Origin of the sequence: Streptomyces sp. RPA4-2 (assembly GCF_012273515.2) — a bacterium.
Taxonomy (GTDB): domain Bacteria; phylum Actinomycetota; class Actinomycetes; order Streptomycetales; family Streptomycetaceae; genus Streptomyces; species Streptomyces kaempferi.
Map to the genome: position 1 here is coordinate 4,795,697 of NZ_CP050975.2, position 13,144 is coordinate 4,808,840.

Below are 13,144 nucleotides of genomic sequence, written 5' to 3' on the forward strand. Positions count from 1 at the left end.
CCCCGTCATCCCCGTCACACCCATTCCCGCTTGGCTCTCCCCCACCGGCAGCCCGTACCCAGCCATGGAGAAGAAAGCGTCATGACGACCCGTGAGGTAGAGCACGAGATCACGATCGCCGCGCCCGCACCGGCCGTGTACCGGCTGCTGGCGGAGGTCACCAACTGGCCGCGGATCTTCCCGCCCACCATCCACGTCGACCAGGTCGAGCGGAACGGCTCCGAGGAGCGGATACGGATCTGGGCGACCGCGGGCGGCGAGGCGAAGAACTGGACGTCGCGCCGCGAACTGGACCCCGAGGGCCTGCGGATCACCTTCCGCCAGGAGATACCCGCTCCGCCGGTCGCGGCGATGGGCGGGACCTGGATCATCGAGCCGCTGGGGGAGAACGCCTCCCGGGTGCGGCTGCTGCACGACTACCGCGCGATCGACGACGACCCGCACGACCTGCTCTGGATCGACCAGGCGGTCGACAGGAACAGCCGCTCCGAGCTGGCCGCGCTGAAGGAGAACGTCGAGTTCGCGCACGCGGCGGAGGAGGTGACGTTCTCCTTCGAGGACACCGTCCTGGTCGACGGGTCGGCGAAGGACGTGTACGCCTTCATCAACGAGGCCCATCTGTGGTCCGAGCGGCTGCCCCACGTCGCGACCGTCCGCCTGGAGGAGACCACCCCCGGCCTGCAGACCCTGGAGATGGACACCCGCGCCAAGGACGGCTCCGTCCACACCACCAAGTCCTACCGGGTCACCTTCCCGCACCAGCACATCGCGTACAAACAGGTCACCCTCCCCGCACTGATGACCCTGCACACCGGCCACTGGACCTTCACCGACACCGACGAAGGCGTCGCCGCCACCTCCCAGCACACCGTCACCCTCAACACCGCCACCATCCACACCGTCCTCGGCCCCCAAGCCACCCTCACCGACGCCCGCCAGTACGTCCACACCGCCCTCTCCACCAACAGCCGCGCCACCCTCACCCACGCCAAGGCCTACGCGGAGAGCAGGCGTTGACGATGACGACGGACCATCAGGACACCGACACGGCCACCCTGGACACCGACGTCCTCGTGGTCGGAGCGGGCCCCACCGGTCTGATGCTCGCCACCGAGCTGAGGCTGGGCGGCGCCGAGGTGGTCGTCGTCGACCAGCGCCCCGGCCCGACCACCGAGTCGCGGGCCTCCACGCTGCACGCCCGCACCATGGAGATCCTCGACTCGCGCGGACTGCTGGACGAACTCGGTACGCCGCCGTGCGAGCCGCGCGGCCACTTCGGCGGCGTACCGCTCGACCTGACGCTGCCCGGCCCGTACCCGGGGCAGTGGAAGGTGGCCCAGACCCGCACCGAGGAGCTGCTGCAGCGCCGGGCGGCCGACCTCGGCGCGGATCTGTGGCGCCGGCACCAACTGCTGTCCCTGACCGTGCAGGACGGAGCGGCCGGCGCGGCCGAGGGCGTGGAGGCCGAGACCATCGGCCCGTACGGACCGGTCCGTGTCCGGGCCCGCTATCTGGTCGGCTGCGACGGCGAGGACAGCACCGTGCGGCGGCTGGTGCGGGCCCCCTTCCCCGGACAGGACGCCGGACGCGAACTGCTGCGGGCGGACGTCTCCGGCATCAGCGTCGCCGACCGGCGCTTCCAGCGCCTTCGGCACGGGCTCGCCATCGCCGCCACCCGGGACGGGGTGACCCGGGTGATGGTCCACGAGTTCGGCCGGCCCGTCGCCGAACGCGGCGGCGGTGAACCGGACTTCACCGAGGTCACCGACGTGTGGAAGCGCGTCACGGGCGAGGACATCAGCCACGGCACCCCGCTGTGGGTCAACGCCTTCGGTGACGCCAACCGGCAGCTCGCGCACTACCGGCACGGCCGCGTCCTGTTCGCCGGGGACGCGGCGCACCGGCAGATGCCGAGCGGTGGGCAGGCACTCAACCTGGGCGTCCAGGACGCCTTCAACCTCGGCTGGAAGCTCGCCGCGGTGGTGCGGGGCCGTGCCCCCGAGGAACTCCTCGACACCTATGACACCGAGCGCCACACCGTGGGCCGTCAGGTCCTCGCCAACATCCGGGCCCAGGTCGAGCTGCTGCTCGGTGGCCCGGAGGTCGAACCGGCCCGTGCCCTGCTCACCGAACTCCTCGCCGTGGACGGCGTACGCCGGCACCTGGCCGGGATGATCAGCGGCCTCGGTATCCGCTACGACGTCGGAGGCGTCGCGGACCACGCGGGATCCGGGGGCGACGCGGGCGACGAGGGCGCCGGGGGAGCGGCGGGGGTCGTGGTTCTGGGGGTAAGCACCGGCCCTGGTGTCGGCGCCGCATCCGGGATCGACGCCTGGGGTGACACGGCCGCCGGGCATCCGCTGCTCGGGCGGCGGCTGCCGGACGCGTGGCTGGAGCCCTCGGGAGGTGGCACGCGGCGCCGTACGACCGAACTGTTGCGCACCGGTCGCGGGCTGCTGCTGTCCCTGGACGGGAACGGGAACGGTGCTGGTGCCGGGGCGCTGCGCACGGTGGTGGAGCCCTGGTCGGACCGGGTCGTCTTCGTGGCCGGCCCTCCCGAGGCGGGGGGTCCGCTCCCCGCGGGCCAGGCCCTTCTCGTACGCCCCGACGGCTACGTGGCCTGGGCCGGTCCGCGTCCTGACGGCCTGCCCGAGGCGCTGACCCGCTGGTTCGGCTTCCCGGCCGACGCCGGCTGAGCGCGACCGCACGAACGTACGCGGACCCCGGCGACCTCCACCGGCTCGTACCCGCACACGCACCCGCACACGAGGAACCGCACGCACGCCACCCACCGATGCGAAGCGCGCCGACGCGCGCGCGAGGAAAGGACACCCATGGACGCGCAGAGGGACGCGGACGTCATCGTGGTCGGCGCCGGCCCGGCCGGGCTGATGCTGGCCGGGGAGCTGCGGCTGGGCGGGGTGAGCGTCATCGTCGCCGAGCGGCTGGAGCGCCCCACCGGACAGTCGCGCGGGCTCGGGTTCACCGCCCGCGCGATGGAGTCGTTCGACCAGCGGGGCCTGGTCCCGCGCTTCGGCGGCCTGGAGAAGAGCCCGATGGGCCACTTCGGCGGGGTGCAGTTCGACTACACCGTGCTGGAGGACGCCCACTTCGGGGCCCGTGGCATCCCGCAGTCCCGGACGGAGGCGGTGCTGGAGGAGTGGGCCCGCGACCTGGGCGCGGACATCCGGCGGGGCTGGGAGTTCCGGGCGCTGGAGCAGGACGGGGACGGGGTCACCGTCACGCTGGCCACGTCCGCCGGCCGACGCGCGCTGCGCGCCGCCTATCTGGTGGGTGCCGACGGTGGACACAGCCCGGTGCGCAGGGCCGCGGGTTTCGACTTCCCCGGCACCCCCGCCACCAGGGGCATGTACCTCGCCGACGTGGTGGGCTGCCGGGTCGGGCCCCGCTTCCTGGGCGAGCGGCTGCCCGGCGGCATGGTGATGGCCGCGCCGCTGAAGGAGGGCGTGGACCGGATCATCGTCTGCGAGCACGGCACCCCGCCGGCCGACCGCAGCGAGACCCCGGAGTTCTCCGAAGTGGCGGCGGCCTGGCTGCGGTTGACGGGTGAGGACATCTCCGGCGGGGGCGCCGACTGGGTCAGCTCCTTCACGGACGCCACCCGGCAGGTCACCGAGTACCGGCGCGGCCGGGTGCTGCTCGTGGGCGACGCAGCGCACATCCATCTCCCGGCCGGCGGCCAGGGCCTGAGCACCGGGGTCCAGGACGCGGTCAACCTGGGCTGGAAACTGGCCGCGACCGTGCGGGGCACGGCACCCCAGGACCTGCTGGACACCTACCACGGCGAACGCCACGCGGTCGGCGCCCGGCTGCTGATGAACACCAGAGCGCAGGGCACGGTCTTCCTCGGCGGCCCCGAGTCCCAGCCGCTGCGCGACCTGTTCGCCGAACTCATCGGCCACGACAGCGTCAAGCGTCATCTCGCCGGTGTGGTCAGCCACCTCGACGTCCACTACGACCTCGGCGACGGCGGACATCCGCTGGTCGGCCGGCGGCTGCCGCCGCGCGCGCTGGACACCGCCGCGGGCGAGGTCCGTACGCCGGAACTGCTGCAACCGGCCCAGGGCCTTCTGCTCGACTTCGCCGACGACTCCGTGACACGCGGGGCCGCGGCCCGCTGGAAGGACCGCGTCACCGTCGTCACCGGTACCCCGCGGGACCCGGACGCCTTCGGCGGCGCCACCGCGCTGCTGGTCCGCCCGGACGGCTACGTCGCCTGGGCGGACACCGGAACGGCCGAGCTTTCCGCCGCGCTGCACCGCTGGTTCGGCGCGCCGGAGGGCGGCTGAGATCCGACGCCCGCGCCGACGGCACCCCGCGTACCGGTGACCACGAGAGCCCGCACACCAGAGCACGACCACGAGAGGAAGTAACCCAGTGAGCGTTCCCACGGCCGAGACCATCCCCTCGTCCGTATCCGGCTCGTCCGTAACCGGCGCGGCTGTATCCGGCTTGCCCGCGTCCGGCTCGTCCGTGCCGGGCTCGGCCATGTCACCGGGCGTCCGCCCCGTGGCCCTGCAGGCCGGTGACGTCACGCTCTCCGCGTTGATCGCCCAGCCGGCCGGCCCGCCGCGGGCCACCGTCGTCGCGGTGCACGGCGGAGGGATGAGCGCGGCCTATTTCGACGGGCAGGCCCACCCCGACGTCTCACTGCTCGCCCTCGGCGCGCGGCTCGGATACACCATGGTCGCCGTCGACCGGCCGGGCTACGGACTGTCCGCCGCGGACGCCCCGGGCGGGCAGACCCTGGCCGAGCAGGCCGGTGCGCTGCACGCGGCGCTCCGGCATCTGGCCGGGCGCGCCGAGACGGGCGCCGGGGTGTTCCTGCTCGCGCACTCCTTCGGCGGCAAGCTGGCGCTGACGTACGCCGCCTGTCAGGCCGGCGACCCGGATCCGGCCGTACCGCCGCTGCTCGGGCTCGACATCTCCGGACTCGGCCGCGACTACGCGGTCGACCCGGGCGACGGGCCCGAGCCGCACCGGCACCGGAACTGGAAACGGAACTGGGGCGCTCTGCGCTTCTATCCGCCGAACACCTTCCGCGCGGCGGAGGCCATGGTCGCGCCCATGCCCCCGCGCGAGCGGGCCGAGGCCGTGCAGTGGCCGCGCCGGTTCCCGGTCGCGGCGGCCGCGGTGCGGGTCCCGGTGCGGCTGACCTTCGCCGAGCAGGAACTGTGGTGGAACCACGACGAGGACACGGTCGCCGACCTCACCGCGCACTTCGCCTCGGCGCCGTCCGCCTCCGTCGACCGCCAGCCCGGCGCGGGTCACAACATCAGCCTGGGCTGGGCCGCCCGTACGTACCACCTGCGCGCGTTCGCGTTCTTCGAGCAGTGCCTCGCGCGCCGGACCGCGGGCCCGTCCGGCGCCCCCTGACGTCGGCTTCATCCTCCAGCTCGCCCTGCCACCGCTCGCCAGGTCCGTCCTCCACTCGGGCGCGACCACGTACGGGCCGCCGACCACGTACGGGCCGCCGGCCACGGCGTTCGCCGCCGGTGCGCTGCTCGCCGCGTTCGCCACCACCGCCCGCGGCGGCCCGTACCGTCACCGGCTCCACGCGCGCCCTCGGACTCCTCGAGACCGCGGCCGGCTGGTCGCCCACCTGCGTGTGGGCGGCCGTCCTGCTGTTCCTGACCCGTTTCGCCACCCTCTGCTTCGACCGGGCCGCCGACCACCACGGCCGGGTGAGGGCGCTCGACCCGCTCGCCTTGCAAGGACTCACCCGCTCGGTGCTCTCCTCGTGGGCCGGCTCACCGTCCGGCACGGTGCGCGCTCCGGCCTCCCCGTGGGAGGGATCGCCTCGTCGACGGCGTCGCTCGCGGTGCTGCGCGCGGGGCGGACACGCCGTCTCCTGAACAGCCACCGGTCACGTCCGGCACTGGGCCGGGCCCGGCCCCCACCACGAAAGGCAGCCCCATGAGCGAAGAGAACCCGTGCAGTTGGCTCGACCGGCTTCCCGATCCGGTCGCCCTGCGCGCCATGACCCCCGACGAGCGGGCCGGTGCCATCGGCCACTGCCTCCGGCTCGAACTGCACGACCTGCTCGCGGTCCCGCCGGGCCACCGGCTCTCGCCCGCCCTGTCGCTGCGCGGCCAGGGTCTCGACCCGCTCGACGCCCTGCACCTGGGGCGCCGGATCCGGCGCGCCCTCGACGCCGAGGTGCCCGCCGAGGTGCTGCGGGAGAGCACCGTCGGTGAGCTGACCGCGCTGCTCGCCCGCTGATCCGCCCGTATCCAGTCCTTCTCAGACCTCTCGACACATGTGAAGGGGAGATCCCCAGATGGAGCCCGCAATACCCATGGAATTCGACGGCCGACTGATGGAGCTGGCCGAACGCAAGGACACCGCCCGTGCCGGACAGGACCCGAAGGCCACCGAACGCCAGCACGCCAAGGGCAAGCTGACCGCGCACGAGCGCATCGAACTGCTGCTGGACAAGGGCAGCTTCCAGGAGGTCGAACCGCTGCGCCGGCACCGGGCCACCGGCTTCGGCCTGGAGGCCAAGAAGCCCTACGGCGACGGTGTGATCACCGGCTGGGGCACGGTCGAGGGCCGTACCGTCTTCGTCTACGCGCACGACTTCCGCGTCTTCGGCGGTGCGCTCGGCGAGGCCCACGCCTGCAAGATCCACAAAATCATGGACATGGCCATCGCCGCCGGTGCGCCCCTGGTGTCGCTCAACGACGGCGCGGGCGCCCGGATCCAGGAGGGTGTCTCCGCGCTGGCCGGCTACGGCGGCATCTTCCGGCGCAACACCCGGGCGAGCGGGGTGATCCCGCAGATCAGCGTCATGCTGGGCCCGTGCGCGGGCGGCGCGGCCTACTCGCCCGCCCTGACCGACTTCGTCTTCGCCGTCCGGGACATCTCGCAGATGTTCATCACCGGACCGGACGTGGTCCGCGCGGTCACCGGGGAGGAGATCAGCCAGAACGGGCTCGGCGGCGCCGACGTCCACGGCGAGGTCTCCGGGGTGGCGCACTTCGTGCACGACGACGAGGAGAGCTGCCTCGCCGAGGTGCGCTATCTGCTGTCCCTGCTGCCGTCCAACAACCGTGAGCTGCCGCCCCGTCACGTCAGCGGCGACCCGGGCGACCGGTCGGGGGACGCGCTGCTCGACCTGGTGCCGGACGACGGGAACCGTTCGTACGACATGCGGGCGGTCGTCGAGGAACTCGTCGACGACGGCGACTTCGTGGAGGTGCACGCGGGCTGGGCGCCGAACATCGTCTGCGCGCTGGCCCGTGTCGACGGCCACACCGTGGGGATCGTCGCCAACCAGCCGGCGGCCATGGCGGGGGTGCTGGACATCAAGGCGAGCGAGAAGGCCGCACGGTTCGTCCAGTTCTGCGACTCCTTCAACATCCCGCTGGTCACACTGGTCGACGTGCCCGGGTTCCTGCCGGGCGTGGACCAGGAGCACGAAGGCATCATCCGGCGCGGCGCGAAGCTCCTGTACGCGTACTGCAACGCGACCGTGCCGCGGGTCTCCGTGGTGCTGCGCAAGGCGTACGGCGGCGCGTACATCGTGATGGACTCCCGGTCCATCGGCGCCGACATCGCGCTGGCCTGGCCGACGAACGAGATCGCGGTGATGGGTGCGGAGGGCGCCGCCAACGTCGTCTTCCGCAGGGAGATCGCGGCCGCGGACGACTCCGACGCGATGCGTAGAGAGAAAATCGACCAATACAAGAGGGAGTTGGTCCACCCTTACTACGCCGCCGAGCGTGGGCTGGTCGATGACGTCATCGATCCGCGCGAGACCCGGGCGGTCCTGGCCCGTTCGCTGTCGATGCTCGTCGCCAAGCACGCCGAACTGCCCCGCCGTAAGCACGGCAACCCGCCCCAGTGAGCGGCCCCGAAGAGTGAGTGAGGGAGGATCCATGACCGCACAGCACCCTGACACCGACCCCGTGGCCGGTCCGCTTTTCCGGATCGAGCGTGGTTGCCCCTCGCCGGAGGAACTGGCCGCGCTGACCGCCGTGCTCATGGCGGTGACCGCCGGCCCCGGCGTCGTACCGGACGATCTCGCCCGCAGGCACCAGGTCGTCGCCCTGTGGCGGCGGCCCGAGCGGATCACCGGCTTCGACGGTCCGCGCACCTGGCGAGCGGCGGCCTGAGCGGATCGCACGGGGGTGGAGCAGGACGAAGGGCCGGAGAGTTCCCAGGAACTCTCCGGCCCTTCGACTGTGGGCTGTGCGGGGCCGGGGCGATCCGCGGCCCGGTCGTGGCCGGTCGCACGGAGGCCCGTGCCCCGCGGGGCACGCTCTCAGCGCTCGAGGTCCCCGTGCTCGGCGGGGTCCCGGAGCATGGAACGCAGCCCCGGTTCCATCCGCACCAGGCGTGCGACCGCGTCCGGGGCGTACAGATACGCGGTGGGCACCGCGCGGACCGCGACGGGCCGGTCCCCCGCACCGGCCAGGGCCACCGCGGCGATATGGGTGGAGCAGAGCGGAAGGTTGCCCACCACCCAGCCCGTCGGCCGCTCGGCGAGTCCGGCCTCGCCGAGGTAGTCGAGGTCGGCGCCCCGCGTCAGCCCGGTGCCCAGACCCTTCAGATACGCCTCCTTCCGCGTCCACAGCCGGCCGAAGGCCATGGTCCGCTCGTGTTCGGGCAGTTTCCCGAGCTCCTCCCGCTCGGACGGGTGCAGCGCCGGCAGACACACCTCGACGGTCTCGGCCGACGGCAGTCGCTGTACGTCGGCGCCCACCCGTGCCTCGGCCACCACCACGATCGCCAGACCATGGCTGTGCGAGAGCGAGAACTGCGGGGCGCCGCCCGGCACTCCGAGCACAGCCGGCCGGCCGTGCCGTTCGCCGTTGCCCTTGTGCCGCTCGCCGGCGAGGTGGAGCCGGCTCGGTTCGATACCGGTGTATCCGGCCAGGACCCGGCGCAGTCCCACATGCGCCGCGGCGTACATCTGGCGGTCGTCGGGCCGGCGGTAGGAGTCGGCCCTTCCGCGCTCGTGCGTGTCCAGTTCGTCGTAGGGGACATCACGCGGCGAGTCGGGCGGTGGCAGCAGCCACACGTCCAACTCCCCCCGCGCCACGGCGAGCCGGCGCACCGCCGGGATCAACGGCGGCCTTCCGCGTAGGCCTTGGCGTGGGTGAGGGTGGCGCGGCTGTTGGTGGAGAGGGCGGTGTGGACGTACTGGCGGGCGTCGGTGAGGGTGGCTTGGGGGCCGAGGACGGTGTGGACGGTGGCGGTGTTGAGGGTGACGGTGTGCTGGGAGGTGGCGGCGACGCCTTCGTCGGTGTCGGTGAAGGTCCAGTGGCCGGTGTGCAGGGTCATCAGTGCGGGGAGGGTGACCTGTTTGTACGCGATGTGCTGGTGCGGGAAGGTGACCCGGTAGGACTTGGTGGTGTGGACGGAGCCGTCCTTGGCGCGGGTGTCCATCTCCAGGGTCTGCAGGCCGGGGGTGGTCTCCTCCAGGCGGACGGTCGCGACGTGGGGCAGCCGCTCGGACCACAGATGGGCCTCGTTGATGAAGGCGTACACGTCCTTCACCGACCCGTCGACCAGGACGGTGTCCTCGAAGGAGAACGTCAGCCCGGCCTCGGCGACGTCACGCTCGGCGTTCTCCTTCAGCGCCGCGAGCTGTGCGTGGGCCCCGCGGTCGACCTCGGCACCGATCCTGTCCAGTGCCTCGGGGGTGTCGCCCTCGGCCCGGAACTCGTGCAGCAGCCGCACCCGGGAGGCGTTCTCCCCCAGCGGCTCGACGAGCCAGGCGCCACCGATCCCGGCGACGTGTGCCTCGGTGACCAGATGCTGGAAGTTGACCCGCAGTGCGGCGGGTTCGACGATCCGGCGCAGCGGGCGGCTGTACGGCCCGCCCTCCGCGGACGGCCCGCCTTCTGTCGACGGCCCGCCCTCCGTGGACGGCGCGGTTTCCCATATCCGCAGCCGCTCCTCGCCCTCGGGGGCCTCCTCGTGCGCGACGTGGATGACCGAGGGGAAGATCCGGGGCCAGTTCCCCACCTCGGCGATCAATCGGTGGACCGTGTCCGCCGGGGCCGCGACGTTGATCTCGTGCGCGACTTGGCGCATGCCCGGGTGCTCCATGCGTGCTGTCTCCTCGTCCTGGTGTGGTGCGCGCGGACGGGACGGGGCGGGCCGGGAACGGTGCCGGACGGAAAAGCCGCTGCCGGGTGGGGGAATTCCCGGCAGCGGCCGGCCAGTGGGGGTGGGAACGCGCCCATGTGTCCGCGTCCGTGCGCGATCTTGGTGGACGTCCTTCTGCCGTACGGCGCGGAAGGGCGTTGTTTCACGTGAAACCGGCGGTTGGTTCCTGCCGCGCGGTGACGCGCTGTCAGAACCAGGCGACGGGCCGGTCGCCGCCCGACCGGCCCACCGCCGGGTGGCTCACTCGGCCGCGGAGCGGGTGTGCACGACCTGGTAGGTGTTCTCGTCCTGCCAGGTCTGGAGGGCGGCGACGCGGGCGTCGACCTTCTGACGCTCCGGGGAGCGCTCCCCCTGCGGCACGGAACGGAAGGCGTCGTACGCCTCCTTGCTGTCCCACTGGGAGTAGACGACGACGAACTTGCCGTCGAGGCCGCGGGCACGCAGGCCGCGCAGAACCGTGTGGGTGCGGTAGCCGGGGACGTCGACCAGCCATGTCTGGGACTCGCCCAGAGCGTCGATCAGGTCCTCCTGGTCGGCAGGCAGCACACCGAACAGCTCGATGGACGTGTAGTCGTCGCGGTCCGGGGAGATCTCCGTGACGCCGCCCAGTTCCGGCTTCTGCTGGGTGAAGGCGATCTCGTTCTGAAGCAGACGGATCGACGTGGTGATCTCGCCGAAGAGCGGCAGGGTGCGGTGCTTGAACTCCTCGCCCGCGTAACGGCTCTCCAGGTCCTCGGTGCTGCGCCACTGGATGAAGTTGGCCGTTCCCGGCTTGTCCTGTCCGGCGTGCACCGTGCTGGACATCCAGCCCTCATAGGCCGCCGTGTCGACGATCTGGCGCATCGCGGCGAGCAGCTTGACCTGCTTCTCGGCGGCGTCGGTCGAGAACAGGTTGAGAACGGTCAGGTGCTGACCATCGGCTGCGATCTTCGGCATTCTCTCGTCTCTTCCGTTCGAGGAAAGGTGAGTTGCGAATGGAGGTACGAATGCAGCATGGCAAGCGGATCTGCCCATGTGAAAGGCTCCGCGGTTCAGGAATGACGGCTCATTTGTCAATTGTTCGAGGGGGGTGTCAGATCTTTCCCCACTTCGTCAGAGCTGTGAAAAACGGCCTTGGTCGCCGATTGGCGCGGGCGCCATGCTCGGGTAATGCAGCCAGGCCCGGAAGAATCAGAGATATCCACTCTCCTGGACCGGTACCTCATCGGTCTCGACGACGACGAACTCGACGACGCGTGGGCGCGGGGGCTCTTCACGAAGGACGCCCTGGTCGAGTTCCCCATGAGCCGGCACGAGGGTCTCGAAGGACTCGCCGGCTATCACCGTGACGCGCTGACGGCCTTCGCCGCCACCCAGCACCTGGGCTCACCCGCGGACGTCGCCCTCGACGGCGACGGCGAGCGGGCCACGCTGCGCGCCAACCTCGTCTCGACGCATGTCCACCACCCCGGTGCGGCGGACGAGCCCCTGTTCCAGGTCGGCACCCTCGCCACCGGTGAGGCCCGCCGCGCCGCCGAGGGCTGGCGGCTCTCGTCCCTGACCTTCCGCGTGCTGTGGAGCCGCGGGACCCCGCCCCGATCCCAGGAGCCCCGATGACGACTCTGGCGGCGGCCAGCGCCCAGGACATGAAGCTCGCGATCATGCTCGCCGACATCGGGGTGGTGCTCGTGGCGGGTGCCGCGCTCGGCAGGCTGGCGCAGAAGCTGCGCCAGCCGGTGGTGGTCGGTGAGATCACCGCGGGCATCCTGCTCGGCCCCAGCGTCCTCGGTCTGCTGCCGGGGAACCTGACCGAGCGTCTCTTCCCCGTCGACGTGAGGCCGTTGCTGTCCGCGGTCTCCCAGGTCGGCCTGATCCTGTTCATGTTCGTGGTCGGCTGGGAGTTCGAGAAGCGGCTGATCCGGCCGCACGCCCGGCTCGCCGCGGGCGTCTCGCTGTCGTCGATCGCGATGGCGTTCGGCCTGGGGGTGGCGCTCGCCCCGTTCCTGTACGACGAGCACGCCACCGTGGCCGGACACCACATCTCCTTCGTCGCGTTCGCCACCTTCATCGGCACCGCGATGTCGGTGACGGCCTTCCCGGTGCTGGCGCGCATCCTCACCGAGAACAAGCTCCTGGACACCCGGGCCGGTTCCCTCTCGCTGGCCAGCGCCGCCATCGACGACCTGCTCGCCTGGTGCCTGCTGGCGTATGTCTCCGCCCTGGTCACGGCGGACGGCAACTACGCCGACCTCGCCCGCATCGGTCTGTTCAGCGCCGCCTACGTCGCGGGGATGCTGCTGGTGGTACGGCCGCTGGTGGCCCGTCTCGTCTGGCGCTGGGCGGCCACCGAGCGCTGGTCCGCGTTGCTCGCGGTGCTCTGCGCGGGCGCCCTGGCCTCGGCCTGGCTGACCACCTGGATCGGCATCCACGCGATCTTCGGGGCGTTCCTGTTCGGGTTCGTGATGCCCCGTGAGCCCGCGATGGTCCTGGCCGAGCATCTGCGCAAGCCCATGGACCACGTCAGCGTCGTGCTGCTCCCGGTCTTCTTCATCGTCACCGGACTCGGCGTGGACCTCGGCGCGCTCACCTCCGGCGACCTCGTCGCGCTCGTCGCGATCATCGTGGTGGCCTGCGCCGGCAAGCTGGTCGGCGCGATCCTTCCGGCGCGGCTGGCCGGGTTCTCCTGGCGGGAGGCGAAGGACCTGGGGCTGCTGATGAACACCCGGGGTCTGACCGAACTCATCATCCTCAACGCCGCGGTGAGCCTGGGCGTGCTCGATGGCCGCATGTTCACCATGCTCGTGATCATGGCTCTCGTCACGACGGCGATGGCGGGACCGCTGCTGTCCCGGCGCCGTCCGGTGGCGGCCGACGTGTCCGAGGCACCGGACGCGTCGAAGGTGCCCGGTGCGTCCAGGGCGTCCGGGGAGCCGGCCCCGTACGGCCCGGAGGCCGCCGGGGACTTCATCCGCCCACGCGGCTGAATCCCGCGCCCCCGGTCCGAAGCGTGCGCGTACCTCCGTAA

Annotated in this window: 13 protein-coding genes; 10 read left to right on the plus strand and 3 right to left on the minus strand. The window is 72.0% G+C overall.

Annotation, left to right across the window (positions count from 1 at the left end):
* Positions 1–81 precede the first annotated feature (81 nt).
* The 8 genes from HEP85_RS20920 to HEP85_RS20955 all read left to right on the plus strand — a co-directional run bounded on the left by HEP85_RS20920 (position 82) and on the right by HEP85_RS20955 (position 8,138).
* Positions 82–1,017 carry an aromatase/cyclase gene (locus HEP85_RS20920; protein WP_168529087.1) on the plus strand — a complete coding sequence of 312 codons (936 nt, stop codon included), beginning with the start codon at positions 82–84 and terminating at the stop codon, positions 1,015–1,017.
* Between the two features lie 2 nt (positions 1,018–1,019).
* A complete protein-coding gene (locus HEP85_RS20925; RefSeq protein ID WP_369657788.1) occupies positions 1,020–2,696 on the plus strand; it encodes an FAD-dependent oxidoreductase in 1,677 nt (558 codons plus the stop codon).
* A gap of 138 nt (positions 2,697–2,834) precedes the next feature.
* The gene (locus HEP85_RS20930; protein ID WP_369657789.1) at positions 2,835–4,310 is read left to right on the plus strand and encodes an FAD-dependent monooxygenase; all 1,476 of its coding nucleotides are present in this window, start codon (positions 2,835–2,837) and stop codon (positions 4,308–4,310) included.
* Positions 4,311–4,509: 199 nt separating this feature from the next.
* On the plus strand, positions 4,510–5,397 hold the full coding sequence (locus HEP85_RS20935; protein ID WP_329294934.1) for an alpha/beta fold hydrolase: 888 nt from the start codon (positions 4,510–4,512) through the stop codon (positions 5,395–5,397).
* 119 nt (positions 5,398–5,516) lie between these two features.
* Positions 5,517–5,876, plus strand: coding sequence for a hypothetical protein (locus tag HEP85_RS20940; RefSeq protein ID WP_168529090.1), 360 nt, complete (start codon positions 5,517–5,519; stop codon positions 5,874–5,876).
* A gap of 61 nt (positions 5,877–5,937) precedes the next feature.
* On the plus strand, positions 5,938–6,243 hold the full coding sequence (locus tag HEP85_RS20945; protein ID WP_148014262.1) for an acyl carrier protein: 306 nt from the start codon (positions 5,938–5,940) through the stop codon (positions 6,241–6,243).
* A gap of 76 nt (positions 6,244–6,319) precedes the next feature.
* Positions 6,320–7,870: an acyl-CoA carboxylase subunit beta gene (locus HEP85_RS20950; protein ID WP_248002018.1), complete on the plus strand. Its 1,551-nt coding sequence runs from the start codon at positions 6,320–6,322 to the stop codon at positions 7,868–7,870.
* A 31-nt stretch (positions 7,871–7,901) separates the two neighbouring features.
* A complete protein-coding gene (locus HEP85_RS20955; protein ID WP_168529092.1) occupies positions 7,902–8,138 on the plus strand; it encodes an acyl-CoA carboxylase subunit epsilon in 237 nt (78 codons plus the stop codon).
* 149 nt (positions 8,139–8,287) lie between these two features.
* Here the strand turns inward: HEP85_RS20955 and HEP85_RS20960 are convergent, their stop codons facing one another.
* The 3 genes from HEP85_RS20960 to HEP85_RS20970 form a co-directional block, all read right to left on the minus strand.
* Positions 8,288–9,094 (minus strand): 4'-phosphopantetheinyl transferase superfamily protein, encoded by an 807-nt coding sequence (locus HEP85_RS20960; protein WP_369657790.1) that lies wholly within the window; start codon positions 9,092–9,094, stop codon positions 8,288–8,290.
* A complete protein-coding gene (locus HEP85_RS20965; protein WP_168529094.1) occupies positions 9,091–10,080 on the minus strand; it encodes an aromatase/cyclase in 990 nt (329 codons plus the stop codon). The genes HEP85_RS20960 and HEP85_RS20965 overlap by 4 nt, the downstream gene beginning before the upstream one ends.
* A 300-nt stretch (positions 10,081–10,380) precedes the next feature.
* Positions 10,381–11,076 carry an antibiotic biosynthesis monooxygenase gene (locus HEP85_RS20970; RefSeq protein WP_168529095.1) on the minus strand — a complete coding sequence of 232 codons (696 nt, stop codon included), beginning with the start codon at positions 11,074–11,076 and terminating at the stop codon, positions 10,381–10,383.
* A gap of 213 nt (positions 11,077–11,289) precedes the next feature.
* Between HEP85_RS20970 and HEP85_RS20975 the strand changes: the two genes are divergently transcribed.
* The gene (locus HEP85_RS20975; protein ID WP_168529096.1) at positions 11,290–11,736 is read left to right on the plus strand and encodes a nuclear transport factor 2 family protein; all 447 of its coding nucleotides are present in this window, start codon (positions 11,290–11,292) and stop codon (positions 11,734–11,736) included.
* Positions 11,733–13,103 carry a cation:proton antiporter gene (locus HEP85_RS20980; RefSeq protein ID WP_168529097.1) on the plus strand — a complete coding sequence of 457 codons (1,371 nt, stop codon included), beginning with the start codon at positions 11,733–11,735 and terminating at the stop codon, positions 13,101–13,103. The genes HEP85_RS20975 and HEP85_RS20980 overlap by 4 nt, the downstream gene beginning before the upstream one ends.
* The last annotated feature ends 41 nt before the right edge of the window (positions 13,104–13,144 follow it).

Bases quoted from the DNA above. Each gene is read 5' to 3' on its own strand.
- HEP85_RS20920 (WP_168529087.1), top strand. From the start codon at position 82: ATGACGACCCGTGAGGTAGAGCACGAGATCACGATCGCCGCGCCCGCA.
- HEP85_RS20925 (WP_369657788.1), top strand. From the start codon at position 1,020: ATGACGACGGACCATCAGGACACCGACACGGCCACCCTGGACACCGAC.
- HEP85_RS20930 (WP_369657789.1), top strand. From the start codon at position 2,835: ATGGACGCGCAGAGGGACGCGGACGTCATCGTGGTCGGCGCCGGCCCG.
- HEP85_RS20935 (WP_329294934.1), top strand. From the start codon at position 4,510: ATGTCACCGGGCGTCCGCCCCGTGGCCCTGCAGGCCGGTGACGTCACG.
- HEP85_RS20945 (WP_148014262.1), top strand. From the start codon at position 5,938: ATGAGCGAAGAGAACCCGTGCAGTTGGCTCGACCGGCTTCCCGATCCG.
- HEP85_RS20950 (WP_248002018.1), top strand. From the start codon at position 6,320: ATGGAATTCGACGGCCGACTGATGGAGCTGGCCGAACGCAAGGACACC.
- HEP85_RS20955 (WP_168529092.1), top strand. From the start codon at position 7,902: ATGACCGCACAGCACCCTGACACCGACCCCGTGGCCGGTCCGCTTTTC.
- HEP85_RS20965 (WP_168529094.1), bottom strand. From the start codon at position 10,080: ATGGAGCACCCGGGCATGCGCCAAGTCGCGCACGAGATCAACGTCGCG.
- HEP85_RS20970 (WP_168529095.1), bottom strand. From the start codon at position 11,076: ATGCCGAAGATCGCAGCCGATGGTCAGCACCTGACCGTTCTCAACCTG.
- HEP85_RS20975 (WP_168529096.1), top strand. From the start codon at position 11,290: ATGCAGCCAGGCCCGGAAGAATCAGAGATATCCACTCTCCTGGACCGG.
- HEP85_RS20980 (WP_168529097.1), top strand. From the start codon at position 11,733: ATGACGACTCTGGCGGCGGCCAGCGCCCAGGACATGAAGCTCGCGATC.